Annotated in this window: 21 protein-coding genes; 18 read left to right on the forward strand and 3 right to left on the reverse strand. The window is 59.7% G+C overall.

Annotated features, from left to right (window positions below; all coding sequences use genetic code 11):
* The first annotated feature begins 115 nt into the window (after positions 1-115).
* From HB393_RS14080 to HB393_RS14095, 4 genes are all read left to right on the forward strand, one after another.
* Positions 116-889: an ABC transporter ATP-binding protein gene (locus HB393_RS14080; protein WP_213805962.1), complete on the forward strand. Its 774-nt coding sequence runs from the start codon at positions 116-118 to the stop codon at positions 887-889.
* Positions 889-3,486, forward strand: a complete 2,598-nt coding sequence (locus HB393_RS14085; RefSeq protein WP_213805823.1) for an FtsX-like permease family protein — start codon at positions 889-891, stop codon at positions 3,484-3,486. The genes HB393_RS14080 and HB393_RS14085 overlap by 1 nt, the downstream gene beginning before the upstream one ends.
* 90 nt (positions 3,487-3,576) lie before the next feature.
* On the forward strand, positions 3,577-4,791 hold the full coding sequence (locus HB393_RS14090) for an acyltransferase (RefSeq protein ID WP_213805824.1): 1,215 nt from the start codon (positions 3,577-3,579) through the stop codon (positions 4,789-4,791).
* 147 nt (positions 4,792-4,938) lie between these two features.
* Entirely contained in the window at positions 4,939-5,613 is a 675-nt protein-coding gene (locus tag HB393_RS14095; RefSeq protein WP_213805825.1) for an ABC transporter ATP-binding protein, read from the forward strand.
* A gap of 24 nt (positions 5,614-5,637) precedes the next feature.
* On the opposite strand, the gene HB393_RS14100 is transcribed toward HB393_RS14095, so the two are convergent.
* Complete coding sequence (locus tag HB393_RS14100) at positions 5,638-6,267, reverse strand: TetR/AcrR family transcriptional regulator (RefSeq protein ID WP_213805826.1); 630 nt, start codon at positions 6,265-6,267, stop codon at positions 5,638-5,640.
* 132 nt (positions 6,268-6,399) lie between these two features.
* On the opposite strand from HB393_RS14100, the gene HB393_RS14105 reads away from it, so the two are divergent.
* The 5 genes from HB393_RS14105 to HB393_RS14125 all read left to right on the forward strand — a co-directional run bounded on the left by HB393_RS14105 (position 6,400) and on the right by HB393_RS14125 (position 11,465).
* Complete coding sequence (locus HB393_RS14105; protein ID WP_213805827.1) at positions 6,400-6,822, forward strand: DUF6640 family protein; 423 nt, start codon at positions 6,400-6,402, stop codon at positions 6,820-6,822.
* 111 nt (positions 6,823-6,933) lie between these two features.
* Positions 6,934-8,193 (forward strand): glycoside hydrolase family 88 protein, encoded by a 1,260-nt coding sequence (locus HB393_RS14110; protein WP_255551108.1) that lies wholly within the window; start codon positions 6,934-6,936, stop codon positions 8,191-8,193.
* Positions 8,194-8,254: 61 nt separating this feature from the next.
* On the forward strand, positions 8,255-9,448 hold the full coding sequence (galK, locus tag HB393_RS14115) for a galactokinase (protein ID WP_213805828.1): 1,194 nt from the start codon (positions 8,255-8,257) through the stop codon (positions 9,446-9,448).
* Positions 9,445-10,497, forward strand: a complete 1,053-nt coding sequence (locus HB393_RS14120; RefSeq protein WP_213805829.1) for a UDP-glucose--hexose-1-phosphate uridylyltransferase — start codon at positions 9,445-9,447, stop codon at positions 10,495-10,497. Before galK ends, HB393_RS14120 begins: the two co-directional genes overlap by 4 nt.
* A 17-nt stretch (positions 10,498-10,514) precedes the next feature.
* Entirely contained in the window at positions 10,515-11,465 is a 951-nt protein-coding gene (locus HB393_RS14125) for a Gfo/Idh/MocA family oxidoreductase (RefSeq protein WP_213805830.1), read from the forward strand.
* A gap of 17 nt (positions 11,466-11,482) precedes the next feature.
* Here HB393_RS14125 and HB393_RS14130 read toward each other — a convergent pair whose 3' ends face one another.
* A complete protein-coding gene (locus HB393_RS14130) occupies positions 11,483-12,655 on the reverse strand; it encodes an L-rhamnose/proton symporter RhaT (RefSeq protein WP_213805831.1) in 1,173 nt (390 codons plus the stop codon).
* Positions 12,656-12,807: 152 nt separating this feature from the next.
* Between HB393_RS14130 and HB393_RS14135 the strand changes: the two genes are divergently transcribed.
* The 9 genes from HB393_RS14135 to HB393_RS14175 all read left to right on the forward strand — a co-directional run bounded on the left by HB393_RS14135 (position 12,808) and on the right by HB393_RS14175 (position 23,941).
* Positions 12,808-13,545, forward strand: a complete 738-nt coding sequence (locus HB393_RS14135; RefSeq protein WP_213805964.1) for a (Fe-S)-binding protein — start codon at positions 12,808-12,810, stop codon at positions 13,543-13,545.
* Positions 13,542-14,996, forward strand: a complete 1,455-nt coding sequence (locus HB393_RS14140; RefSeq protein WP_213805832.1) for a LutB/LldF family L-lactate oxidation iron-sulfur protein — start codon at positions 13,542-13,544, stop codon at positions 14,994-14,996. The genes HB393_RS14135 and HB393_RS14140 overlap by 4 nt, the downstream gene beginning before the upstream one ends.
* The gene (locus HB393_RS14145) at positions 14,986-15,645 is read left to right on the forward strand and encodes an LUD domain-containing protein (RefSeq protein WP_345945200.1); all 660 of its coding nucleotides are present in this window, start codon (positions 14,986-14,988) and stop codon (positions 15,643-15,645) included. Before HB393_RS14140 ends, HB393_RS14145 begins: the two co-directional genes overlap by 11 nt.
* Before the next feature lie 102 nt (positions 15,646-15,747).
* Complete coding sequence (locus HB393_RS14150) at positions 15,748-16,953, forward strand: TIM barrel protein (RefSeq protein ID WP_213805833.1); 1,206 nt, start codon at positions 15,748-15,750, stop codon at positions 16,951-16,953.
* 110 nt (positions 16,954-17,063) lie between these two features.
* Positions 17,064-18,146: a substrate-binding domain-containing protein gene (locus tag HB393_RS14155; protein WP_255551109.1), complete on the forward strand. Its 1,083-nt coding sequence runs from the start codon at positions 17,064-17,066 to the stop codon at positions 18,144-18,146.
* A gap of 139 nt (positions 18,147-18,285) precedes the next feature.
* Positions 18,286-20,502, forward strand: coding sequence for a bifunctional rhamnulose-1-phosphate aldolase/short-chain dehydrogenase (locus HB393_RS14160; protein ID WP_213805835.1), 2,217 nt, complete (start codon positions 18,286-18,288; stop codon positions 20,500-20,502).
* Positions 20,499-22,013: an FGGY-family carbohydrate kinase gene (locus tag HB393_RS14165; protein ID WP_255551110.1), complete on the forward strand. Its 1,515-nt coding sequence runs from the start codon at positions 20,499-20,501 to the stop codon at positions 22,011-22,013. Before HB393_RS14160 ends, HB393_RS14165 begins: the two co-directional genes overlap by 4 nt.
* A gap of 2 nt (positions 22,014-22,015) precedes the next feature.
* Positions 22,016-22,450, forward strand: coding sequence for a DUF6314 family protein (locus HB393_RS14170; RefSeq protein WP_213805836.1), 435 nt, complete (start codon positions 22,016-22,018; stop codon positions 22,448-22,450).
* Positions 22,451-22,480: 30 nt separating this feature from the next.
* On the forward strand, positions 22,481-23,941 hold the full coding sequence (locus HB393_RS14175) for an RNB domain-containing ribonuclease (protein ID WP_213805837.1): 1,461 nt from the start codon (positions 22,481-22,483) through the stop codon (positions 23,939-23,941).
* A 125-nt stretch (positions 23,942-24,066) separates the two neighbouring features.
* Here the strand turns inward: HB393_RS14175 and HB393_RS14180 are convergent, their stop codons facing one another.
* On the reverse strand, positions 24,067-25,476 hold the full coding sequence (locus HB393_RS14180; RefSeq protein ID WP_213805838.1) for a glycosyl hydrolase family 28 protein: 1,410 nt from the start codon (positions 25,474-25,476) through the stop codon (positions 24,067-24,069).
* Positions 25,477-25,620 lie beyond the last annotated feature (144 nt).

Below are 25,620 nucleotides of genomic sequence, written 5' to 3' on the forward strand. Positions count from 1 at the left end.
GCTTTCGTATCTAAAGTTGTTAGATGCTTCGATAGGTTTGATGCATCTGTTTTTCAATTGCTCCATCCGGGAGAATCTTACGGTGACTGAAGCTGCTTTAAGTTTGTCCGATCCGATGATTGTGGTGGTAGGCCTGCGGCGGTCGATTCGGAATGGGACGCGCACGGTGGACATTCTGAAGGGACTGGATTTTTCGATTCCGCGAGGGCAGTTTGCGGCGATTATGGGGTCGTCGGGGTCGGGGAAGTCGACGCTGTTGGGGCTGTTGGCGGGACTGGATACGCCTAGCGCGGGCAATGTGCATTTGAATGGGACGGCGATCTCGTATCTGCCGGAGGATAAGCTGGCGCAGGTGCGGGGGAGGACGATCGGGTTTGTGTTTCAGTCGTACCAGTTGATTCCTACGCTGACGGCGCTGGAGAATGTGCTGCTACCGCATGAGTTGAATGCCGACGCGAAGGATGGCAAGGCGGGGCTGGCGCGGGCTCGGGAGCTGCTGACGAGTGTGGGCTTGGGGGACCGGATGGACCACTATCCGGTGCAGCTTTCGGGGGGCGAGCAGCAGCGGGTGGCCCTGGCGAGGGCGTTTATTCTGCGGCCGCCGATTGTGCTGGCGGATGAGCCTACGGGGAATCTGGATACGACGAATGGCGCGCATGTGCTGGAGCTGCTGTTGAATCTGAATCGCATGGAGGGGACGACGCTGGTGCTGGTGACGCATGATCCGGTGCTGGCGAGCTATGCCAACCGGAGGATTGTGTTGCGGGATGGGGTGATTCTCTCGGATGAGATGAGTGCGAATCCTGAGGATGGGCTGGTGGGTGGGACTGTTGGAGCTGCGGGCGGGATGGGGCACTCAGTGATTGTGGGTGGCGGCGGGGAGCGGTAATGGCAGGACTTTCGTATGCTTCGGCGTTGAGGATTGCGGCTCGCGAGATGCGGTCTTCGCGGGGGAAGTTCTTTTTTGTGGTGCTGTCGGTGGCGATCGGCGTGGCGGCGCTGACGGGGGTGCGGGGATTTTCGGCTTCGTTTCGCGGAACGCTGCTGATGCGGGCGCGGTCGATTCTGGCGGGAGATCTGTCGGCGAGGATGTTTCAGCAACCTACTCCGGAGCAGGAGAAGGGGCTGAAGGAGATTGAGGCGAGTGGGGTGAAGGTGTCGCCGGTGACGGAGCTGCTGTCGATGGTGAGTGCGACCACGACGATGGACCCGCTGCTGGTGTCGCTGAAGGCGGTGGATCCGGCGGAGTATCCGTTCTATGGGGCGGTGGACTTGATGCCGGCGGGGAGTCTGCGGGATGTGTTGACTGCGGATACGGTGATCGTGGCGGACGATCTGCTGGTGCGGTTGAAGCTGAAGATAGGGGATTCGCTGAAGATTGGGAGCAAGGCGTTTCGGATCGCCTCGGTGGTTACGAATGAGCCGGACCGTTTGAGCGGGAGCTTTGCGGCGGGGCCACGGGTGCTGATCTCTAGGGAGGGGTTGGAGGCGAGTGGATTGCTGGCTCCGGGGAGTCATGCTGGGCAGCGGTATTTGTTCAAGCTGCCAACGCCTAGGAATGGCGCGGCGATCTCAGATAAAGACGTCGCTGATTTGAAGGAGCGCCTGGTGAAGATGCTGCCAGAGGCGCAGGTGACGGACTATCGGGAGACGAATCCGGCGCTGGCGCAGGGGCTGGATCGGGCGACGAGTTTGTTGTCGCTGATGAGCCTGGTGGCGCTGGTGCTGGGTGCGGTGGGTGTGGCGATGGCGATGCGGGCGCATCTGCAGCAGAGGCTGGATACGATCGCGATTATGAAGTCGCTGGGGGCGCGGTCGGGGCAGATTATGAGGATCTATCTGCTGCAGACGCTGCTGCTGGGGCTGCTAGGGGGAGTGCTGGGTGTGGCGCTGGGAGTCGGGGTGCAACTGGCGTTTCCTTTGCTGCTGGCGAAGCTGATCAACGTCGATACGGAGTTGCAGGTGCAATGGCAGACGGTAGCGACGGGGCTCGCTGCGGGGATTCTTACGACGTTGTTGTTTACGCTGCCTGCTCTGCTGGATATTCGTGGGGTCAGGCCGATTTTGATTTTGCGGCGGGCGGTGGAGGATAACGACGATCCTTTTGTTTCGGCACTGTTCAATAAGCTGAGGAAGAACGTTGCGCAGATTGGGGCTGCGGCGCTGATCCTTGCGGGGCTGGCGGCGATTGCTACTACGCTGAGCGATTCGGTTGCGGTGGGCAGGGCGTTTTCTCTGGGGCTGGTGGCGGTGCTGCTGGTGCTGCTGGCGGCTTCGGCGGCGGTGTTGAGCGGGCTGAGATTTCTGTTGAATAAGACGAGGCTGAGTCTGCCCTCTTCGGTGCGGCATGGGCTGGCGAATCTGTATCGGCCGGGAAATCCTTCGGCGGCGTTGCTGGCTGCGTTGGGCATGGGCGTGATGCAGATTATGACGGTGTACCTGGTGCAGCAGTCGGTGGTGTCGGACCTGCATATTTCTTCGGCGCCGAATCTGCCGAATGTGTTTCTGGTGGATATTACGAGTGACGAGATTGAAGGGGTGAAGGTGCTGCTGAAGGGGCAGAGCAGCGTGACGGCGGCTCCGGAGCTGCTGCCGGTGGTATCTTCGCGGATTATTGCGCTGGATGGCAGGCCTGCGAGTGAGGTGAAGCTGAAGAACTTTCCGAAGCGGATGCTGCAGTCGATCTCGTTGAGCTGGTTTGAGGCTCCTCCTGCGGGCGTGACGGTGACGAAGGGTAAGTGGTGGACGGCGGGGCAGAGTGCGGATGCCGGGAAGGTGCCGCTGGTCGCGGTGAGTGAGCGGCAGGCTGAGCGGTTGGGTGTGCATGTGGGGTCGACGATTACGTTTGCGGCGCAGGATACGAGGTTCGTAGCGACGGTGGCGGCGTTGACGAAGACGGATGGGCAGCATGCTTTTTCGCGGGCGGAGTTTATGCTGCCGCGGGAGGCGCTGAAGGGGCTTCCGGTGGTCTGGTACGGGGGTGTCCATGCCGATCCGCAGCGCGTGGGGGAGCTGCAGCGGGCGCTGTATAAGGCCTATCCGACGGTGACGGTGATCAATGTGGCGCAGGCGCTGGAGACGGTGCGGGCGGTGGTGATTCAGATTACGTATGTGATTCAGTTTCTGGCGGCGTTCAGCATCTTTGCGGGGATTATTATTCTGGCGAGCAGCATTGCGGGGACTCGGTACAGGAGGATTCGCGAGGTGGTGGTGCTGAAGACGCTGGGAGCTACGCGGGCTCGGATTGCCACGGTGTTTTCGATTGAGTTTGCGGTGCTGGGGCTGGTCGCGGGGATCGTGGGGATTGGGTTTGCGAATGTGATTGCACGGGTGTTGCTGAAGCAGTTGACGGCGGAGTATCACTTTGTGTGGAGATGGAATGCGCTGGCGCTGTTGGGAACGGCTGGGCTGACGGTGGCTACGGGATGGGCGGCGAGTCACCGGATTCTGGGGCAGAAGCCGTTGGAGATTCTGCGGGAGGAGTAGTAAGAGTTGAGCGATTGAACTCTATCTCCTGTTTTAATTTTGGTGGAGTAAGCCGCTGGCGATCCTCGTTCGGGTCATGCAGAATGGTGCATGGCTTCAGCAGAGTTCTCTCCAGCCGTACGACCCTGGGCTCGCATCGACGGCGTAGACCTTCTTCGTGGTCTCGCCATCTTTTTTGTGTTGATGAATCACGTCAATATGCAATTGCTTGGGGCGAAGGTTCCTTACACGCAGGGCCTGCCCGCGCAGTTGGTTTCCTCGCTGGTGTGGAACGGTCAGTTTGGTGTGCAGATCTTCTTTGCTATCTCTGGCTTTCTTATTACATCGACTACGCTGCGGCGTTGGGGTTCGCCTGCGGGCGTGAATGTTCGGGAGTTTTACCTGCTGAGGTTTGCGCGTATCGGGCCTCTGCTTCTGCTGTTGCTTGCGGTTTTGAGTGTTCTTCATCTGGGACACGTTGAGAGATTCGTTGTGTCTCATAAGACGGGGGGATTAGGGCGGGCCTTGCTTGCGGCGCTCACCTTTCACATCAACCTTCTAGAGGCTCGCAGAGGTTACCTGCCGCCGAGTTGGGACATCCTGTGGTCGCTCTCGGTTGAGGAGATGTTTTATCTTTTCTTTCCGCTTGCGTGCCGTCTCTTTCGCCGTGGCAGGTTCCTTCTCATTCCGCTGCTGACGTTTGTTTTGGTTGGTCCTTTTGCGCGGGCACGAGCGTTTAATCCTAACCCTGTGTGGCGGGAGTATTCCTATCTTGGGGGAATGGATGCGATCGCTCTTGGCTGCCTTACGGCGCTCTTTCTTGCGAGACGGCGGTTGTCCCGTGGTGTCCTGTGGGCGTTAGGTAGTGTTGGCGTAGCTCTGCTGGTATTTAGTTTGGGATTTTCTATTCGTGCGTATCTCTGGGGGCTTGGACGCAATGGGCTGAATATGACGATCCTGGCTGTTGGGGCCTGCATGGTGATTGCGGTGTCGGCGCAGACGGAGTGGCGGGCTCCGCGTATTTTGCGGCCGCTTCTTGCGCTGGGACGGCGTAGCTATGAGGTCTACCTTACGCATGTGTTTGTCGTTCTGGGGCTCTTTTTTCTGTTTGTATTGGCGAACAAACCGATGAGAGCGGTGCCAATGCTTTTTATTGGCGTTGTTATCCTGGCGGGCGTGTTTGGTGAGATTATGGCGCGAGGGTATTCGGAGCCGATGAATCGATGGCTTCGCAGGCGTTGGGGGCGAGGAGTTGGGAGGCTTGGTTCGGTGGTTGGGAGTGATGAGGCTCCGGAGTTGGTGGAGTCCCGGACCAAAATCTTATAGTCTGTTCTAGCTCATGCTCAATAAGTTGATCTTCGCCAATCTAGCTCACAGGCCAGTTCGGACTGTTCTGAGCGTTCTCGCCATCGCGGTTGAAGATCGTTCCTGGCATTAAAGCGGTTCAACAGGATGCTACCGAGGCGCTGTCGTATGAGTGAAGGTTCGATTATTCAGGTTCGTCAACTTACTAAGACGTATCGTGTGGGCGATGTTGAAGTCCATGCATTGCGTGGGGTTGATCTCGAGGTGGCCAAGGGGGAGTTTATTGCCGTGGTTGGATCTTCCGGGTCGGGTAAGTCGACACTCTTTAATATTCTAGGTGGACTTACTCCGGCTACTACGGGAAGTATTCATATCCGTGGTAAAGATCTAGCTGGAATGACGAGTGCGGAACGGACTAACTTGCGGAAAGACACTGTAGGATTTGTCTTCCAGAAGTACAATTTGCTGCCTACTTTGTCGGCTGAAGATAATATCCGCCTGGTGAAGTACATCGGTGGGCATAGCACCGATTTCGACGCGCCGTTCAATGAGGTATTGAGGTTGCTGGGGATCGCGGACCGTCTGAAGCATAAGCCTCGTGCGCTCTCGGGAGGGCAGCAACAACGGATTGCCATTGCCCGGGGAATCGTGAATGGACCTGCAATTCTGCTGGCGGATGAACCTACGGGAAATCTGGATAGCCAGAACTCGGTGGCAGTTCTGAAGCTGATAAAGAATTTGAACCAACGGCTCGGGCAGACGATTTTGATGATTACTCATGACCCAGAGGCTGCGGCCTATGCGGATCGTAAGGTGCATATGCATGATGGGCGTATTGTTTGATCAAGTTGGGTGTGTAAGTAAGATTTATTTCTGAGTTATTGACCTGAGAATGGAGTGCAGTGTTTTATTGGCGAAGGTGTCGAAAGGGGTATTTGTTCCCAGGAATTGTTCTGTGAACGCGCGAAAGAAGGAGGCAGCCATCAGGGTGGTGGCGGCGGTGGCTGCGTCGATGGTTGGGTCGATACGGTTTAGATTTTGTTCGGCTTGGATGTAGTTCCGGAGCCGGCCTACGCCTCCGTGGGGTCCTTTGCCGCGGACGGTGAGGGTTTTGCGGTAGGCGATGAGGAGTTCGGGATCCGCAAAGAGGGAACAGAACATGGGCGTGACGCGCTCGTGAAATGCGGCGATGGCGCGCAGGGCTTTTTTCAGATTTTTCTCTGGCGTGGATTTGCCGATGGCCTGTTCCAGTGTCTGTAGAGGGATGAGCATGTCAGGGAGGCTCTCTTCGAGGACCGCGAGTAGTAGCTGAAGGCGACCTCTGAAGTGGACGTAGATGGCTGCTTCGGAGCAGCCGACCTCTTCCGCGATGGCGCGGGTGGTGACGCTGCCGAGGCCCTTGGTGCGGAGAAGATTCTCGGTTGCGGCGATGATCTGAGGGCGGCGGCTGGGGCGGCCCCGTGTGGGTGGTGGTTTGGTTTGGGGCGCTTTTTTCATTGGTGTGGATTCAGTGTGACAGGAGTTTGGGTTGATTAAAACGTTTGCAGATCTCTGATTAAAAATTATAGTGAGCACTCACTCAGTATTGAAAGGATTTTTATGACTCGATTGACAGTTGCAAGATGGATTATGAGCGTTCTGTTGTCGGTGGGCGGGGTTCTTTCGTTTGTGTTGGACTGGAGTTCGAATCATCTGTTGAATCCGGCCTGGCATGCGCATGCTCGGTTTCATGGGGCGTTGATGTTGTTCTTGTTGGCTGGGGTATCGTTGACCGGCCTGTGGTTATTGTGGCGGGATAGCCGAGAGCCAGAGGTTGCGGTGAAGGTCGCGGCTTTAATCTCGATCTCTTACTGGACTCCGCTGTTTTATATTCCTTTTGTTCTGCCGTCTTCGACGTGGTGGGCAGGAAAGGTGGGGGCGGAGCCGAGGATCGATGGGGTGATTGTGTATCCGAATCTGGTGGTTGCCGGAGTATTTTTGATTGCTACTCGTGTTGCTCTGCGGCTTCTGTCTTCCAAGGAAGGAGGAGTGCAAGTGCCGGTAACTCATTAGTGAAACTGTATTTCTATTGACATGTCTTAGTCTGGTTCCATAGATTTCATGTGCGGCTCTGTTGGCTTTGTTATGCCTTGTGTTGCGAGTGGATGAAGATCGGAGTGATGGATGCGGATGAATTGGAGTGGTTCGGTTCGGGGCGCGGTGGCATTGGCGCTGGTGGGGAGCTTTGGTTTGCAGGCTTCGGCGCAGCAGGTGGGTGCGGGTCCGGATGCTTTGCAGGGGGCTACTCCGGCGCAGTTGGCGGGGATTGCGAAGGATAATTCGAGGCACTTTGGGGACGATCCGGAGGACGGGGGGCCGTTGGCCACGGATCTTTCGGCGAAGCTTACGACGGCGGCGGTCGCGAAGGCGATGCGCAAGGTGGCGGACTGGCAGTTGGCGCGGTCGGAGCCTTATTTCGACCGCATCTGGACGTGGAGTGTCTTGTATAGCGGGTTTATGGCGGCGTCGGATTCGCTGGGGGATGCGAAGTATCGCGATGCCATGGAGCGGATGGGGAAGCGATATGACTGGCAGTTGCGGTCACATCTTCCGGATGCGGATGACGAGAGTGTGGGGCAGACTTATTTGGAGCTCTCTCTGTTGAAGAAGGATCCGGCGATGATGACGCCGACCAAGACGGAGCTGGATGCTTTGCTGGAGGCTCCGCGGGTGGCGAAGAATCCGGGGCCGGCGAGGCCGATTGTGTGGTGGTGGTGCGATGCGCTGTTTATGGGGCCTCCAACGTGGGCGCGGATGTATGCGGCGACTGGGGATAGGAAGTACATCACGTATCTCGACGAGGAGTTTGCGAAGACTTCGGATCTGCTTTATGACAAGACGGATCACTTGTATGCGCGGGATATTACGTATCTGACGAAGACGGAGAAGAACGGCAAGAGGATGTATTGGTCGCGGGGCGAGGGTTGGGTGATGGGCGGGCTGGTGCGGACGCTGCAGTATCTGCCGAAGGACGATCCGGCGCGGGCGAAGTATGAGACGCAGTTGAAGGAGATGGCGGCGGCGGTGTCGGCGCTGCAGGGCCCGGATGGGTTGTGGCGGGCGGGGATGCTGGATCCGCAGAGCTATGCGGTGGCGGAGGTTTCAGGTTCAGCCCTGATGGCGTATGGGTTGGCCTGGGGTGTGAATGAGGGGCTACTGGATGCGAAGGTGTATCGGCCGGTGATTGAAAAGGTTTGGGCGGGGATGCTGAAGCATGTCTATGCCGACGGCAGGCTGGGTGGGATTCAGCAGACTGGGGCGGAGCCGGCGCCGTTTCGGCCGACGGCTAGTTATACCTATGGTGTGGGAGGTTTTCTACTGGCTGGGTCGGAGATACGGCGGATGGCGGCGGGGCATCCAACGGCCCATAAAGGGAAACGATGAGGGGTTCCGGTTGGCTGTAGGATAACTGGAGTCACAGAATTTTCGGTTCGCAGGGGCGGCAATGAAGGTTGATGAAGTACGGACGCTGGAAGAACACTTTGAGCGTTTCGGAGTAGAAGGGAAGGCGTTTCGGGCCCCGGCGCGGGTGAACCTGATTGGCGAACATACGGACTATACCGGCGGCCTGGTGATGCCGATGGCGATCGGCTTCCAAACTGTTGCGGTGCTGAGTCCGCGGGAGGATGGGCGGGCGGTCTTTTACTCGCAGAACTATGGGACGGAGTTTGCGGTGGATGTTGCCTCGGTGGGGCTGGACCGGCGGGGTGAGTGGAGCGACTATGCGGTAGGGGTGTTGTGGGCGCTGGCGCAGGAGGGTGTTGCGGTGGGCGGCTTCAGCATGACGTTGCGTGGCGATGTGCCGCTGGGGGCCGGGTTGAGTTCGTCGGCTTCGGTGGAGGTGGCGACGGCGATGGCGCTGCTGGATTATGCGGGGGTGGATCTGCCGATCGAGAGGCTTGCGACAGCTTGCCGGCGGGCGGAGAACGAGTATGTGGGGGCGAAGACAGGGATCATGGACCAGTTCGTCGTCGCCGGAGCGGTAGCGCATCGGGCGATGATGCTGGACTGCCGGTCGCTGGAGTTTGAGTTGTTGCCGCTGCCGGAGGACGTGCGGGTGGTGATCTGCAACTCGATGGTGAAGCATCGGCTGGCGGACGTTGCAGGATATGGCGATCGCAGAGGTGAGGTCGAGGCGGGGCAAGAGGTAGTTCGGCGGGAGCGGCCGGGAGTATTGCAGTTGCGCGATGCGACGCTGGCGGATCTTGAGGCTTGTGCGGACAAGATGAGTGCCGCGAGCTTTCATCGCTGCCGGCATATCGTGACGGAGAATGCGCGGGTGGTGGATTCGCGGGCGGCGCTGCTGCGGGGCGATGTGGTGCAGTTCGGCGAGATTATGAAGGCGGCGCATGTGAGCATGCGGGATGACTTTGCCGCGAGCTGCGCTGAGGTGGATACGCTGGTGGAGATTGCCTCAAAGCAAGCCGGTTGTTATGGGGCGCGGATTACGGGTGGTGGATTTGGAGGGTGTACGGTGAATCTGGTGCAGGCCGATGCGACGGAGGATTTCGTCACGGCGGTAGTGGCAAGGTATCGGACGGCTACGGGGATTAGTGCGGAGTGCTTTGTGTGCGCTCCTGCGGATGGAGCTTTGGCGCTGCGGGCGGGTGTTCTGGCGGCGAAGGACGGAGCAAAATGAAACCGCTTACGCAGAGTGTTTGGCTGGCGAAGAGTCCGCATCGGAGGTTTAATCCGCTGAAACAAGAGTGGGTGCTGGTCTCACCGAACCGCACGCAGAGGCCGTGGCAGGGACAGACGGAGACGACGGCTGCTCCGGCGGCGTTGCAGTATGACCCGACGTGCTATCTGTGTCCGGGGAATGAGCGTGCGGGAGGCGTGCGGACGGATGTTTATACGAGCACGTATGTCTTCGAGAACGACTATGCGGCGTTGAAGCCCGATGTGCCGGACCTCAAGGTGGATGAGGGCGGGAAGGGGCTGCTGGTCGCTGAGGGAGAGAGTGGGGTTTGCCGGGTGATCTGCTTTTCGCCGCGGCATGACCTGACGTTGGCGAAGATGTCCGTGCCGGAGATACGGACGGTGGTGGACGTCTGGACGGAGCAGAGCCTAGAGCTGGGCGCGAACCCGGATATACGGTATGTGCAGATCTTTGAGAATCGCGGGGCGATGATGGGGGCGAGCAATCCGCATCCGCATGGGCAGGTGTGGGCGAGCCGGTCGATTCCGAATGAGGTGGTGGCGGAGCAGAAGGGGCAGGCGGCGTATCTCGCGGAGCATGGGGGGTGTCTGCTGTGCGCGTATCGCGAGATGGAGATGGGCCTGGGCGAGCGAGTGGTAGCGGCGAACGCGCATTTTGTCGCGGTGGTGCCGTACTGGGCGGTGTGGCCGTTCGAGGTGCTGGTATTGCCGGTGCGGCATGTGGCTGATCTGGCTGAGATGACCGATGCAGAGCGGGATGGATTGGCGGCGATGCTGCAGACGGTGACTTCGACGTATGACAAGGTGTTCGATACCCCGTTCCCTTATTCGATGGGGCTGCATCCTGCGCCTTGCGATGGGGAGAAGCATCCGGCTTGGCACTTTCATGCGCACTTCTATCCTCCGTTGCTGCGGTCGGCGACGATACGGAAGTTTATGGTGGGGTTCGAGCTGCTGGGGGGACCGCAGCGGGATATTACCCCGGAGACGGCGGCAGAGATGTTGCGGATGGCGAGTATGAAGTCTTAGCAGGAACAGGAGTTGACATGGTGCGGTGGCTGTTGGTTGGGGTGGGCGATATTGCGCGAAAGCGGGTGATTCCTGCGATTCTGACGGAGCCTCGTAGCCAGCTCTATGGGGTGGTTACGAGGGATTTGAAGAAGGCGGATGCCTATCCGGGGGTGGCCGCCTGGGCGACGCTGGATGCCGCGCTGCAGGATGATGCGATCGATGCGGTGTATCTGGCTTCTCCGGTTGCGCTGCATGCTCCGCAGGCGATCGCTTGTTTGAAGGCTGGCAAGCATGTGCTGTGCGAGAAGCCTACGGCGATGAACTTTTCCGAAGCAGAGGAGATGGTCGCGGCTGCCCGGGAGAGTGGAAGGCTGTTGGGGGTGAGTTATTACCGGAGGGCTTATCCGAAGCTGATGCGGGCGAAGGAGCTGATTGCGGAGGGAGCGATTGGGCAGCCAGTGCTGGTGGAGGCGAACGCGCATGGATGGCTGGAGAGCGAGGAGCGCGGGTGGCTGCGAGACCCGGCGCTGGCTGGCGGTGGGCCGCTCTATGACACGGGGTCGCACCGCATCGATGCGATGAACTTTCTGTTCGGCCAGCCGGTGCGGGCGACGGGGATGCTATCGAATGCGGTGCATCCGGTGGGAGATGGGATGGGGGTGGAGGATTCGGCGACGGTGTTGATCGAGTATGCAGGCGGGGTGCATGGGGTGGTCGATGTGCGGTGGAACTCGCGGGTGGCGCGCGATCAGTTCCGGGTGATTGGTACAGAGGGAGAGATGAATCTCGATCCCTTGAATGGGCCTGCGCTGCGAGTTGCGGGGCGGGAGGAGTTGTTGCCGCCTCATGCGAACCTTCATGCTCCGGTGGTGGGGAACTTTGTGGAGGCGGTGCTGGATGGGGCGGCGCTGGTTTGTCCGGTGGAGGAGGCAGTATGGACGGACTGGGTGACGGAGCAGGTGATGAAAGCAGGGTCCAGAGTCTAATCCCTGGACCCTGCTTGCTATTTGTTGAAGACGGCTTTCAGGTAGTTGCCGTAGCCGACGATGATGGTGGAGGCAACCAGAAGAATGAGGCCGGCGGCGACCAGGACGCGGGTGCGGCGGCTGGTTCCACGCCACTCCTTGAGGAAGAGGCCCCAGAGGGTGGCGAAGATGATGATGCTCGCCATGTGGAGGGTCCAGGAGGAGAAGTCGTACTTGCCCATCTTGGTCTGGCCCATGGAGTAGAAGAAGAACTGGAAGTACCAGATGACTCCGGCCATGGCGGCGAAGATGTAGTTGGCGACGAGGGTCTTGGGGGCGACGCGGTCGTAGGTGCTGGGATCGAGGGGATCGAAGTCTACGAGGGTGTTGCCTGCGGCCTGGGTGGCGCGCATGGGGTTGAGGCCGGGCTCGCCGACGAACTGGCGGAAGCTGCCGTTCTTGATGATGAGGATGGCGGACCAGATGAAGTTGGTGAGGAAGCCGCCCCAGAGGACGACGATGAGGACGGGAAGGTTCTGCCAGAGGTCCAACCGGTTGTCGGCCAGGAGCTCGGCCTTGGCGATCTTGGCGATGGGAGCTCCAGCGTCCAGACCGAAGGCGAAGAAGGAGCTCATGATGCCCGCGAAGATAGCGACGGCGATGCCTTTGCCGAAGTTGTAGTCCGTCTCGCCGGCCTCGGCCTTCTCTTCGGGGGTGATCTCGTTCTCCTTGGAGTAGCCGGCCGCGCCATTGACAGCAACGGCGATGAGGCAGACGAGAACTCCCAAAAGGATGACCTGGCCGGAGGTCTCGTGAAGGATGGTGGACATCTGGCCGTGGTAGATGGGCGGGATGAGGGTTCCGAAGGCGGTGCAGAGGCCGAGGGCGATGGCGTAGCCGAGGGCGATGCCGAGGTAACGGATGGCGAGGCCAAAGGTCAGACCGCCGACTCCCCAAAGGACTCCCCAGAAGAGGGCGTAGTAGATGGTGGTGGGGTCGTTGGCGTAGGCCGTATGGAGAATGCTGAAGAGGTGAGGCACGAAGATGGAGGCGAGCAGGGTGGGAGCGATAAGCCACGCGGCGATGCCCTGGATGAGCCAGTAGATCTCCCACGACCAGCGTTTGATGCCACGGAAGGGAATGAAATTTGTGGCGGAGGCAAAGCCGCCGATCCAGTGATAGATGACGCCGATGAATGGATTTGGTCCCACGAATAGTCCTCAATCTGAATAACGGGCGAATATTTACTGAGCGCTACCATGGTACCTGAGACAAGTTGCGCCGGGGAAATGTAGTCTCTATTGAATCAAGTTGTGGATGGAAAGAGAATTGTTGGCAGAAGTTTTCTCCGAGGAGGCCGGTCCTGCGAGTTTCGCTGTTTATTACCTGCTATAACGACACGTTGTTTCCTGCGACGGGCAAGGCAGTCGTCCGGGTGCTGGAGCGGTTGGGGCATACGGTGGATTTTCCGGCGGGACAGACCTGCTGTGGGCAGATGCACTGGAATACGGGGTATCAGGCGGAGGCGCTGCCTCTGCTGTCGCGCTTTGTGGAGCAGTTTCGAGGCTCGGAGGCGGTGGTGGTGCCTTCGTCGAGCTGCGTGGCGATGATGCGGGACCACTATCCGAAGATGGCGGAGGAGCTGCACGATGCGAAGCTGAAGGCTGAGGTGGCTGAGTTGCTGCCGAAGGTATTCGAGTTTTCGGAGTTTTTGACGAAACGGTTGGGGCTGGAGGATGTAGGGGCTTACTATCCGCATCGGGTGACGTACCACGCGAGCTGCCATGGGTTGCGGAATCTGGGGCTGGGGGATGGTCCGCAGAGACTGTTGAGGGCGGTGCGGGGGATCGATCTGGTGGAGATTGCGGGGCTGGAGCAGTGCTGCGGGTTTGGCGGCACCTTCGCCGTCAAGAACGCGGAGGTTTCGAGCGCGATGCTGGCGGAGAAGACCACGGCGATTCTGAATACGAAGGCGGAGGCTTGTACGGCCTGTGACAACTCCTGCCTGATGCATATCCAGGGAGCGCTGCACCGGCAGCGGACGGGGGTGCAGACGGTGCATCTGGCGGAGATTCTGGCGGGCGACGAGGGGGCACAGTGAGTGGAACGGCTTTAGATCCGAAGACGGCGCCGACGTTTCCGATGGCGGCGCGGTCGATGATGGGCGATACGCAGCTACGGAAGAATGTTCGTCATGCGACGGATGTGATCCAAGCCAAACGGGCGCGGGTGGTGGGCGAGATGCCCGACTGGCAGGAGCTGCGCGAGGCGGGCAAGCAGATTCGGCAGCACACGATGGAGCATCTGGATTTCTATCTGGAGGAGTTTGAGAGGAACTGCACCAAGGCGGGCGGGGTGGTGCATTGGGCTCGGGATGCGGCTGAGGCACGGCAGATCATCGTCGGGCTGGTGAAGGAGGCGGGAGCGCAGGAGGTCATCAAGATCAAGTCGATGACGACCGAGGAGATTCAACTGAATGTGGCGCTGGAGGCCGAGGGGATTCACGCCTACGAGACGGATCTGGCGGAGCTGATTATTCAGTTGGGGCACGATCAGCCCTCGCATATTGTTGTGCCGGCGCTGCATAAGAATCGGCAGCAGATACGGGAGATCTTTCGGCGGGAGATGAATCTGCCGGAGCTGGGGGAGAGTCCGCAAGATCTTGCGGATGCAGCGCGGAGGTTTCTGCGGGAGAAGTTTCTGCGGGTGAAGACGGGGGTGAGTGGCGCGAATTTCCTGATCGCGGAGACGGGTGGGGTCTGCGTGGTCGAGAGCGAAGGCAATGGGCGGATGTGCCTGACGCTGCCGGAGACGTTGATTACGGTGGCGGGGATCGACAAGGTGGTTCCGCGGTTTGCCGACCTGGAGGTGCTGCTGCAGTTGTTACCACGCAGCGCTACGGGCGAGCGGATGAATCCTTATAACTCGATCTGGACTGGAGTAGATGCTGCGGACGGGCCGAAGGTATTTCATGTCGTGCTGATGGATAATGCGCGGACAGAGATTCTGGGGGATGCGGAGGGGCGGCAGACGCTGAACTGCATTCGCTGCGGAGCGTGCCAGAATGCTTGCCCGGTGTACCGACAGACGGGTGGGCATGCGTATGGGAGCGTGTATGCAGGTCCGATTGGGGCGATCCTGACGCCGCAGTTGCAGGAGATGCACCATGCGCAGACGCTGCCGTATGCTTCGAGCCTGTGTGGGGCTTGCTATGAGGTTTGTCCGGTGAAGATCAATATTCCGGAGGTGCTGATCCATCTGCGCAACAAGGTGGTGAAGCAGAATGGAATGTTGAACGCCGAGGCGCTGGCGATGCGGGCGATGGGGATTATCTTTCGGAGCGAACGGAGATTCCGGGCGGCGCAGAGAATGGGCCGGATGGCAGAGGCTCCTCTGGTGAGGAAGGATGGGCGCGGGCAGGGCTGGATCGGCTGGCTGCCGGGGCTGCTGGGAGGGTGGACGCAGGTACGGGATCTGCAGTCGATGCCGGAGGAGACGTTCCGCGACTGGTGGGAGAAGCGCGAGAAGAAAGAGGTGACTCGTGGCAACTAGTGGGAGGGAGGAGGTGCTGGGTCGCATCCGGAGCGCGATGGTTCGGGGGGCGGAGACTGGCTCCAGGGTCGAGGAGGCTCATGCGGCCTGGGCTGGACTGCGGCGTGGGTATCAGCGGAGCGCCAGACGGGAGCGGGGAGCGGTGATCGAGCTGCTCGTGGATCGGTTGGTGGACTACGATGCCCAGGTGCTGCATGTGGGGCGTGGCGAGGTCGCTGCCACGGTAGCGCGAATGCTGACGGCGCGTGGGGTGCGGCGCTTGGTGGTTCCGAAGGGTCTGCGGGCGGAGGTGCTGGTTCCGGGATTCGAGTTTGTAGAGGATGAGGGGTTATCGTCTGCGGAGTTGAATGATGTGGACGGGGTGATTACGGAGTCCACGGTCGCGATTGCGGAGACAGGGACGATCGTGCTGCAGAACGCGCCGGGGCAGGGACGCCGGGCAGTATCGCTGGTGCCGGACTACCATCTTTGCCTGGTTGAGTTGGCGAATGTGGTGGAGACGGTGCCGGAGGCGATGGATCGGCTGGCGGCGACATCCGCTTTGGCGACTACGTTTATTTCGGGGCCTTCGGCGACAGCGGACATCGAGATGACGCGCATCAAAGGGGTGCACGGTCCCCGGTTTCTGGATGTGATTCTGGTCGAATAGGCTGCTGAAAAGTGGCGTCTCGCCAGGCGTTCGAGATGTTGCTTGCCGATCGTTTCAATAGAGAGTAAATTTCCCAACAGAGAATTCCGCGAGGTTGAGGACATGGCTACAAGCACTGGTGAACTGGCAGTTCGGGAGCAGGAACAGGTATTTGCGGCGCTAGACAGCTTTCGCATCGAGGTGCCGTCGTGGGGGTTTGCGAACACCGGAACCCGCTTCGGGAAATTTACGCAGGGTGGCGCGGCCACATCGATTGAAGAGAAGTTTGCCGATGCCGGGCAGGTGAATGCATTGACCGGGGCGAGCCCCACGGTGGCCCTGCATGTGTTGTGGGATATGCCGAATGGCAAGGGCGACGTCGCGGAGATACGGCGGCTGGAGAAGAAGCATGGCGCGATGGCTGGGTCCATCAATCCGAATCTGTTTCAGGATCAGGAGTACAAGTACGGTTCGATTGCGAATCCGAACGCCGAGATTCGCAAGAATGCGTTGACGCATCTGCTGGACTCGGTGGAGATCGGGCGGGAGTTGGGATCGAAGGACGTCTCGCTTTGGATCGCCGATGGATCGAACTATCCTGGCACGCAGAGCGTTCGGCGCAGGATCGAGTGGATGCAGGAGGTGCTGAAGCTGACCCACGACGCGTTGGGCGAGGGGCAGCGGATGCTGGTGGAGTACAAACCATTTGAGCCGGCTTTCTACCATACGGACATCGCGGATTGGGGAATGGCTCTGGAGCTTGCACGGCATGCGGGACCCAAGGCGAAGGTGCTCGTAGATACGGGGCATCATTACCAAGGCACGAACATTGAGCAGATCGTCGCATGGTTGCTGCATCTGGGTGCGCTGGGCGGATTCCACTTCAACGATCGCAAGTATGCCGACGACGACCTGACGCTGGGTTCGATCGATCCGTACCAGGTGTACCGGATCTTCCACGAGATTCTTAGCGCAAGCACCCAGGAACGGGCGGGTATCGCCTTCATGATCGACCAGAGCCACAATCTGAAGGGCAAGATGGAGGCGATGGTGCAGACGGTCGTGACGGCGCAGGAGCTGTATGCGAAGGCCGCGCTGGTGGATCGGGAGAAGCTGGCCGGGCTGCAGCAGGAGTGTCGCCTGGTGGAAGCGGAGGAGTGCTTCCGTGGAGCGTTCTGGACGGATGTGCGACCTGTTGTGACGGCGTGGCGCAATGCTCGGGGTCTCCCGGCTGATCCACTAAAGACGCTGAAGGAGAGCGGCTATGTGGAAAAGATCACGTCGGAGCGAAGCGCAAAGAATGCGGCGAGCGCCTCGTCTTACGCATAGGTTGCAGCCCCTAACGTTAGGGGATTAGATTTCATTAGCGAAACTTTCTCCGTACGTGGATAATGGAGCGCGATAAGCGAGTCTACTTTTCTCGTCGGGGGCCTAAAGCATTGCGTAAGACAACGAAGCGTCTGTATCTGATTCCGGTGCTGTCGAAGGCGCTGGATATTTTGGAGTTGCTGCAGTCAGAGAATCAACCGATGACGTTGGAGTCGATCCATCGGCAGACGAAGATCTCAAAGACGACGGTGTATCGGGTACTGAAGACGTTTGTGCACCGGGGATATCTTTCTCAATCTCCGGATGGGCTTTACCGGCAGGTGACGAGACCCAAGAAGCTGCGGTTCGGGTTTGGTGGGCAGAGCGCGGATATGCCGTTCTCCGTGGAGGTGACGGAGAGCTTGAAAGAGGCTGCCGCGGCGGTGGGAGTCGACCTGCTTATTCTGGACAACAAGTACGACGCTGCCACCGCGCTGAAGAACGCCGAGGAGTTTGTACGAAGCAAGGTGGACCTGGTGATCGAGTTCCAGGTAGAGCATGAAGTGGCTCCGATGATTGGAGATAAGATCGCAGGGGCGAATATCCCGCTGATCGCGATCGATATTCCGCATCCGCATGCGACGTATTTCGGAGTCGACAACTACCGGGTTGGAGTAGCCGCCGGAGAGACGCTGGCCGCGCACGCGACGGCACATTGGGCAGGCAAAGTAGAGTGGGTGATCGGGTTGGATCTGGCGGAGGCGGGCCAGTTGGTCCAAAGCCGCATTACGGGGGCCTTTGAGGGGGTACGGGAGGGATTTCCGGAGCTTCCGGTGGAGTGCTTTGTGCGGATTGACGCGCGCGGGATGCGGGAACGCAGCCGGAAGCTGATCTCGGACTTTCTGCAGCGTCATCCTAAGGATAAGTACATTTTGATTGCGGCGGCGAACGATTCGAGTGCCCTTGGTGCGGTGGATGCGGTGCGGGAGCAGAAGCGGGAGCGGAACGTGGCGATCGTCGGGCAGGACTGCATCGCCGAGGCGATGGCGGAGATGCGGAAGGATCGGTCTCCCTTGATCGGATCGGTGCTGCACCAGACTAGCTCGTATGGGCCGAGCCTGATTCATTTGGGGTTGCAGCTGTTGCGTGGGCAGACAGTACCGCCGTACAACTACGTGGAGCACAAAGTGGTGACGCGGGCTTCGCTGGAGTAGAACGGCCCGGGTCGTGGCTGTATGTCAAAAGGTGATCCCTTTAGGCGTATTTTCACATTGGAAATAGTTGCTCTATTGATGTTGCGTGTGGAATGATGAATGGCGTAGAAGTAGACGATCTCTCAAGGAGTGAATTCAAATGGCTGTTCAGGCGGGCGTTGCAGGACTTAAGTTTCTCGAAGACAAGTGGGACGAAGCAGTGGCGTCGAAGCTGGATGCGCCCGAGTTATTGCGGTACCGGTCTAACTTGTTGGGAAGTGATCTGCGGATTACGAACTTCGGGGGTGGGAACACGAGCTCGAAGCTAGAGCAGGTCGACCCTGTAGATGGGCTGGCGAAGCAGGTGTTGTGGGTGAAGGGAAGCGGCGGAGACCTGGGGAGCATCAAGCGCGCAGGCTTTGCGACGTTGTATCTGGACAAGCTGCTGGCGCTGGAGAAGGTGTACCGGGGAGTAGAGTTCGAAGACGAGATGGTGGATCTGTATCCGCTGTGCACGTTCGGGAACAACCCGGTGGCGGCGTCGATCGATACTCCGCTGCATGGGTATCTTCCGTTCGCGCATGTGGACCATCTACATCCTGACTGGGGGATCGCGTTGGCGGCCTCGGCGAACGGGAAGCTGAAGATGGAGGAGTTCAACAAAGAGTTCGGGCATAAGCTGGCTTGGCTGCCGTGGCAGCGTCCGGGATTCGAGCTGGGGATGATGCTGCGCAAGATCGTGGCGGAGACTCCGGGCTGCGATGGCGTAGTGCTGGGCGGACATGGCCTGTTTACATGGGGCGATACGCAGCGTGAGAGCTACCTGAACACCATCACCATCATCGATCAGCTAGGGCAGTTCATCGAGCGGCATGGGTTGACGCCGGGACATGTGCACTTCGGCGGAGCGAAGGCGAAGAGCCGCGAGGATCGCAAAGAGATCGCACTCAAGATCTTCCCGCAGTTGCGCGGAGCGGTGTCGCGCAAGCAGCGTTGGATCGGAAGCTACTCGGAGCTGCCGCAGGTGTTGGACTTCGTGAACTCGGCGCACGCGGAGGAGCTGGCGCATCTGGGCACGAGCTGCCCGGATCACTTCATCCGGACGAAGATTCGTCCGATGTTCTTGAAGTGGGATCCGGCGGGCGATCCGAGCGAGCTCAAGGGATTGATCGAGACTGCCCTTGAGACGTATCGCGCGGAGTACGGCGAGTACTACACGAAGCATGCGCTGAAGGACTCGCCGGCGGTACGCGATGCGAGCCCGACGGTGGTGCTGGTGCCGGGCGTGGGGATGTTCAGCTTCGGCAAGAACAAGACGGAGTCGCGCATCACGGGCGAGTTCTACATCAACGCGATCGGCGTGATGCAGGGCGCGGGCGCGCTGGGTGCGGGAGTGAAGTGCACGGATATTCCGCAGGCCGGACCTGCTGCTGCAGCCGATCAGTTCAAGACGTTCTCGAACTACGTGGCGCTGCCGGCGAGCGAGGCGTTCCGCATCGAGTACTGGAAGCTGGAAGAGGCGAAGATCCGCAGGCAGCCGCCGGAGAAGGAGCTGAGCCGCCGGATCGCGGTGATCGTAGGCGGCGGCAGCGGTATCGGCCGTGAAGTAGCACTGCTTGCAGCCGAGCGTGGCGCGCACGTCGTTGTTGCTGATCGCGATGTAAAGGGTGCCGAAGCTGTCGCCGAGGAGACCAAGGCGATCGCGGGCAAGGAGGCCGTGAGCTGGACGAGCATCGACATCCGCGACCGCAAGGCCATTCGTGCAGCCCTGGATGCGACGATCGCGCAGTTCGGCGGGATCGATATTTTGATCAACACGGCGGCGATGTTCCCGTCGTCTCCGGATGGCATCATCAGCGATGCGATGTGGGGGGTGACGCTGGAAGTGAACGTTACGGCGAACCATCTGCTGACCGATGAGGCGGCGAAGGTATTTGCGGAGCAGGGCATCGATGCGAGCGTCGTGCTGACCAGCTCGGCGAACGCCGTAGTAGCGAAGAAGGGCAGCGAGGCCTATGACGTCAGCAAAGCTGCGCTGAGCCATCTGGTGCGCGAGCTGGCGGTAAGCCTGTCGCCGAAGGTCCGGGTGAACGGGATCTCGCCGGCGACGGTGGTGAAGGGCTCGACGATGTTCCCGCGAGACCGTGTGATCGCGAGCTTGAAGAAGTACGAGCTGCCCTTCGAAGAGAAGATGACCGACGACGAGCTGCGCAACGTGCTGGCGCTGTTCTACGCCAAGCGCACGCTGACGCATCAGCCCATCGACCCGAAGGACTGCGCACAGGCGATTATGTTCCTCGCAGGGCCCAATGCACGTTGCACGACTGGCCACCTCATTCCGGTCGACGGCGGGTTGGTTGAGGCCTATCTACGATGAGCCTGGTGGGTGGGCATTCGGAGCATGAGATTGGTGGAATGACGATGGTGCCTGCGGATACGCGGGCTTCCATCGCCGTCGACCTGGGCGCGGAGAGCTGCCGGGTTTCGTTGCTCCGTTGGGTGGATGGCAAGCCAGTGATCTCGTTGGTGGAGCGGTTTGGAAATGCTCCGCGAGAGGTTGCTGCTGAGGCCGGTGGGGGACTCAGATGGGATCTGGCGCGGATCGTGACGGGTCTCGATGAGGGGTTGAAGAAGTGTGCGGCTCTTGCGACGGAGGGGATTCGATCGATCGCTGTTGACGGCTGGGCGGTGGATTACGTTCGCGTGGATGCGAAGGGGCAGCCACTGGCCGATCCGTTTTGCTACCGCGATGAGCGGACGGTAGAGTCGGAGAAATTGTTGTATGAGCGGATTCGTCCGGATCGGCTCCGTGAGCTAACTGGCGTTCAGTTGATTCGCATCAACAGTCTGTACCAGCTGTATGCGGATAAGCTGGCGGGGATCGATCCAGGTGTGGCGTGGATGAATCTGCCAGAGTATGTCCTGTCGCGCTGGGGTGGAGAGTGCGTCGCGGAGCATACCAATGCGACTCATACGCAGATGGTGGAGCTTTATAACAAGCGCTGGTGTACGGAGATCTTTGAAGCGACTGGGCTGGATGTCTCAAAAGCAGCGAAGATCGTGCCCCCGGGAACGATCGTGGGCAAACTGAAGGGACCGCTGGCGGAGTTGCCGGCGTTTCGCGATACGGTGCTGGTTGCGCCGGCCTGCCATGATACGGCTTCGGCGATTGCGGGGATTCCTGCGCTGCGGGATGATTGGGCGTATATCAGCTCCGGTACGTGGTCGTTGGTGGGAACGCTGGTGGAGCAGGCACGGAACGGGGCGGCAGAGCGTGAGGAGAACTTCACCAATCTCGGCGCAGTAGGGGATCGGATCTGCTTTCACAAAAATGTGAATGGGATGTGGCTGATCAAACAATGCACGGACGCTTGGGCGGCAAAGGGCCGGGTCTGGGATGTGGTGGAGTTGGTGGCCGCTGCGGAGAAGGTGGCGAAGCCCGAAGGGCTACTGGATGTGGACGATCCAGAGTTGATGCTGGCGGGACGGATGTTGGAGCGGATCAATACACAACGGCTGCTGCGAGGGCTTGAAGCTCTGGATGAGAGTCCGGATGCTGCGCCGGTATTTGCGAGCCTGATCTTCCATAGTCTGGCGGCACGTTATGCCGAGGTGTTGGACCGGATTGCGCTGCATAGTGGAAAGCAATTGAAGCGGTTGTTTGTAGTGGGTGGTGCGAGCCGGAATGAGTTTCTGAATCGGCTTACGCGCGAGGCGACCGGGCTCGATGTGTATCGCGGGTCGGCCGAGAGTTCGACGGTGGGGAACTTTGCCGTACAGTTGGCCGCTCTTGAAGGAAGCCGGGATATCGTAACCGGGGTCTATGCCGAGCAGGTGTCGCGGTGGGCGCTGATCTTTGTCGAAGCGATGGAGGCTGGGGCTCAGTAGCGATGCTTCAAGCCGAGGAAGGCTGGGTATTGGAGCGGCTGCTGGGGCGGTGGGCCTTTGAGCGCGAGATATCAGGCCATGGTTCGATGGTTGGCTTTGCCGTATTCGAAGTGGATGGAAATCGGGTGGCGTATCGCGAATCGGGAGAAGTGAAGTTACTGGATGGGCAGAGGGTGCGTGGAGAGCAGAAATATCTCTACGAGAGCATGCAAAACGGCTTTGCGGTGTACTTCCACGACACGGGACTACTCTTCCATCAAGTGGGTCTAACGGCAGGGGAAGATGGCGTGTGGCAGGGGAACGCACACCATGACTGTAAGGACGACGTCTACGACTCAGAGTATGTCTTTGGTAGAGATGGGACGTTCGAAGTGCAGCACCAAGTTCGTGGACCTAAGAAGGACTATGTAATTAAGACCGTGTACCGGCGGGACTGAGCGGTTTTGAGGTGGTAGGCTTCAGGGTGCATGTCTGCCAATACTTTTGACCTAGCTGCCGCGGCTTTTACCGAGATGGTCCGCCAAGGGTTTCATCCGGATTTTCCAACAGGAACAGAAGAACAGGTGGAGCGGATTCGTTCTGACGGCCAGGTGACGCCGGGCGGCCAGGTGCGGGATCTGCGCGAGCTGCTTTGGTCTTCGATCGACAACGACACGTCTCGCGATCTGGACCATGTGGAGTGGGCCGAGCGAGTGGAGGGCGGCATCCGGGTGCGGGTTGGGATTGCGGATGTCTCCGAATCGGTTGCTAAGAATAGTCCCATCGACCATCATGCGCTGGATCAGACCAAGACGGTCTATACAGCGGTACGGAACTTTCCGATGATTCCGAATGAGCTTTCGACGGACTTGACGTCGCTGAATCAAGGCGTTGACCGGGCGGCGGTCGTGACGGAGTATGTGGTGGATCCGCAAGGCTGTCTGCAGCAGCAGAGTATCTATCGGGCGCTCGTACATAACTGCGCGCAACTGGCGTACAGCAAGGTGGGACCTTGGTTGGAGGGTAAGGCGGAGCCGGATGCCAAGATAGCAGCTTCTGCGGAGTTGCAGGCGCAGTTGAGGCTGCAAGATGAGGCGGCGCGTGCGTTGCGCGAGGAGAGAGTTAGTCAGGGTGCTCTCGAGTTCAACAGGATTGAGGCTGATCCTGTGGTGATCGATGGGCAGGTGAAGGCTCTCAAGACGGCGCAGCATAACCGCGCGACGGACTTGATCGAAGACTTTATGATCGGTGCAAATGAGACGATGGCGGGATTGCTACGGGCAGCAGGACGATCGTGCATTCGGCGAGTGGTGCGGTCGCCGGAGCGTTGGGAGCGGATTGTGGAGCTGGTGGGAAGGCATGGAACGATATTGCCTGCGGAGCCGGATTCGGCGGCGTTGAATGCGTTTCTACGCAAGAAGCGAGCGGCGGATGCGGTTCACTATCCGGATCTTTCGTTGGCGATTATCAAGCTGATGGGCGCGGGAGAGTATGTGGTCTCTCCAGGTAAGGATGCTAAGCCGTTGGGGCACTTTGGGTTGGCTGCGAGGGACTATGCGCACTCTACGGCTCCGAATCGGCGGTTTGCCGATCTGGTGACGCAGCGGTTGGTGAAGGCGATGCTGGATGATGAGCCTGCTCCTTATACCGATGCGGAGTTGGAGGCGATTGCGCTGCGGTGCAATTTGCAGGAGAGCGCTGGGCACAAGGTGGAGCGAGCGATGCGGAAGCGTGTGGCTGCGGTGGCGATGAGCGGAAGCATTGGGAAGCTCTTTCGCGGTGTTGTTACTGGTGCGAGCGATAAGGGTGTTTATGTGCGCGTGTTCGATCCTCCGGTTGAAGGCCGAGTTATCAAGGGCGAACAGGGTTTGGATGTTGGCGATACGCTCACGGTGAAGCTGCTGCATACCGATCCTGCTCATGCGTTTATCGACTTTGGACGGGCTTAGTGCGGCCGCGAATCAAGGCGTAACGGTGATTCTTGGGATGAAGGCTGATAAGAGTGGTTCGGGCTGCGGTTGATTTTCCTTTTCTTTGGAGGATCTGGCAGATTTTCGTTTTCTTTTTTGTGGGGTTATTTTTCTCCGAAGGCCAGGCCTTCTTTGGTTGGGGTCTCGCCGGGTTTTAGGAATTGGATCTTTGTTTTGTCGGTGGTGGTGATGGTGCTGTCGGTGAGCTGCCAGTCTTTGGCGTCGGCGATGGTGCCGGCGGTGGCGGCTTGGATGTCGAGGTGGTCGAGGCGAAAGTTGTCCAGGGTGGCGTTGGGGTAGGCGGCTACCTGGATGGCGGTCTTGGCTCCGGTGGCCTTGATGTTCCAGATGTGGACGTCGGAGAAGTGAGGGAGGCCTTTGTCGGCTGGGACGGGGGTGGTGAGGGGGATCCAGTAGGGCGGGACGGTCTTGGGGTCGGTACCGGCGGGCAAGGTGGCGTAGCTGTAGCTGGGGTTCCAGTTCATGGTGATGTGGATAGGGACGGCTACGCCTTCGAGGGTGAGGTCGTGGATGCGGATGTCCTTGGCGAAGCCGCCGCGGGTGTGGGCGGACTTGAAGAGGACTCCCGAGGGGACGCCGGCGAGGGCGGTGAGGTTGTAGGCCTCGATGTTGCGGAAGCCGCCGGAGGTCTCGCTGCCGATGGTGACGGCTGCGGCTCCGTGGCGGATGATGGAGTCGCGGAGGACGACGTTCTCGGTGGGGCGGTTGACGCGTAGGCCGTCGGAGTCGCGTCCGGCCTTGAGGCAGAGGGCGTCGTCGTTGACGTCGATGTCGGCGTGGGCGACGAGGATGTCGTGGGAGGAGTCGATGTCGATGCCGTCGGTGGAAGGGCCTTTTCCGCCCTCGTTATTACGGATCGTCACGCCGTCGACGACGATGTTATGGGAGTAGAGGATCTGGAGGGTCCAGAACCCGGAGCGCTTGAGCAGGATGCCGCCGCCGAGATGGACGTTGGAGGAGTTCTGGAGGAGGATGAGGCGGGGGCGGCGGGCGTCGTAGTCGGAGGCCCAGCGGAGGCCCTTGGGCTCGTAGGTAGCGCGGAGGTCCCAGTAGGACTTCCACCAGATGGGGCCATCGCCGTCGATGGTGCCTTTGCCGGTGATGGTGACGTCGTGCTGGTCGCGGCTGTTGATGAGCGCGGCGGGCCAGGTCATCTCGATTCCGGCGATGCGGGTGGGGAGCATCGGGTAGTCGGCTAGCTTCTGGGAGCCGATGAGGGTGACTCCTTCGGGGAGGTCGAGCGTGGTGCCGGACTTTAAGAAGAGGGAGCCGGTGAGGTAGGTTCCGGGTTTTAGGGTGATGGTTCCGCCGGATTTGGCGGCTGCGTCGATGGCCTTCTGGATGGCGACGGTGTTGGGCGTAGTGCTCTCGGGCGAGGCACCGTAGTCGTTGGCGACGAAGGTCTTTGGGGCGGCTAGGGCGGAGGCGCTGAGGATTGCTGTCAGGGCCAGTGCGTATGCTGGCCGGTGTGCCCGTCTCGTGATGTCTAGCATTCCTGCCCTACCCCTCCCCCCGTGTTTCTGGTTTAAAATCTTCGAATAACAGCGCTTAGCCGTGGACTTCCAGCGACGAATTTCGCGGTTAAACAGCGCAGTCCAGCTTGCGCCGGACTGGTGTGTTCCCTGACTTACTTGTAC

Origin of the sequence: Granulicella sp. dw_53 (assembly GCF_018449545.1) — a bacterium.
GTDB lineage: Bacteria > Acidobacteriota > Terriglobia > Terriglobales > Acidobacteriaceae > Edaphobacter.

Coding starts and splice junctions, on each gene's coding strand:
- HB393_RS14080 (WP_213805962.1), top strand. CDS start 116: ATGATTGTGGTGGTAGGCCTGCGGCGGTCGATTCGGAATGGGACGCGC.
- HB393_RS14085 (WP_213805823.1), top strand. CDS start 889: ATGGCAGGACTTTCGTATGCTTCGGCGTTGAGGATTGCGGCTCGCGAG.
- HB393_RS14090 (WP_213805824.1), top strand. CDS start 3,577: ATGGCTTCAGCAGAGTTCTCTCCAGCCGTACGACCCTGGGCTCGCATC.
- HB393_RS14095 (WP_213805825.1), top strand. CDS start 4,939: ATGAGTGAAGGTTCGATTATTCAGGTTCGTCAACTTACTAAGACGTAT.
- HB393_RS14100 (WP_213805826.1), bottom strand. CDS start 6,267: ATGAAAAAAGCGCCCCAAACCAAACCACCACCCACACGGGGCCGCCCC.
- HB393_RS14105 (WP_213805827.1), top strand. CDS start 6,400: ATGAGCGTTCTGTTGTCGGTGGGCGGGGTTCTTTCGTTTGTGTTGGAC.
- HB393_RS14110 (WP_255551108.1), top strand. CDS start 6,934: ATGCGGATGAATTGGAGTGGTTCGGTTCGGGGCGCGGTGGCATTGGCG.
- galK (WP_213805828.1), top strand. CDS start 8,255: ATGAAGGTTGATGAAGTACGGACGCTGGAAGAACACTTTGAGCGTTTC.
- HB393_RS14120 (WP_213805829.1), top strand. CDS start 9,445: ATGAAACCGCTTACGCAGAGTGTTTGGCTGGCGAAGAGTCCGCATCGG.
- HB393_RS14125 (WP_213805830.1), top strand. CDS start 10,515: ATGGTGCGGTGGCTGTTGGTTGGGGTGGGCGATATTGCGCGAAAGCGG.
- HB393_RS14150 (WP_213805833.1), top strand. CDS start 15,748: ATGGCTACAAGCACTGGTGAACTGGCAGTTCGGGAGCAGGAACAGGTA.
- HB393_RS14160 (WP_213805835.1), top strand. CDS start 18,286: ATGGCTGTTCAGGCGGGCGTTGCAGGACTTAAGTTTCTCGAAGACAAG.
- HB393_RS14165 (WP_255551110.1), top strand. CDS start 20,499: ATGAGCCTGGTGGGTGGGCATTCGGAGCATGAGATTGGTGGAATGACG.
- HB393_RS14170 (WP_213805836.1), top strand. CDS start 22,016: ATGCTTCAAGCCGAGGAAGGCTGGGTATTGGAGCGGCTGCTGGGGCGG.
- HB393_RS14175 (WP_213805837.1), top strand. CDS start 22,481: ATGTCTGCCAATACTTTTGACCTAGCTGCCGCGGCTTTTACCGAGATG.
- HB393_RS14180 (WP_213805838.1), bottom strand. CDS start 25,476: ATGCTAGACATCACGAGACGGGCACACCGGCCAGCATACGCACTGGCC.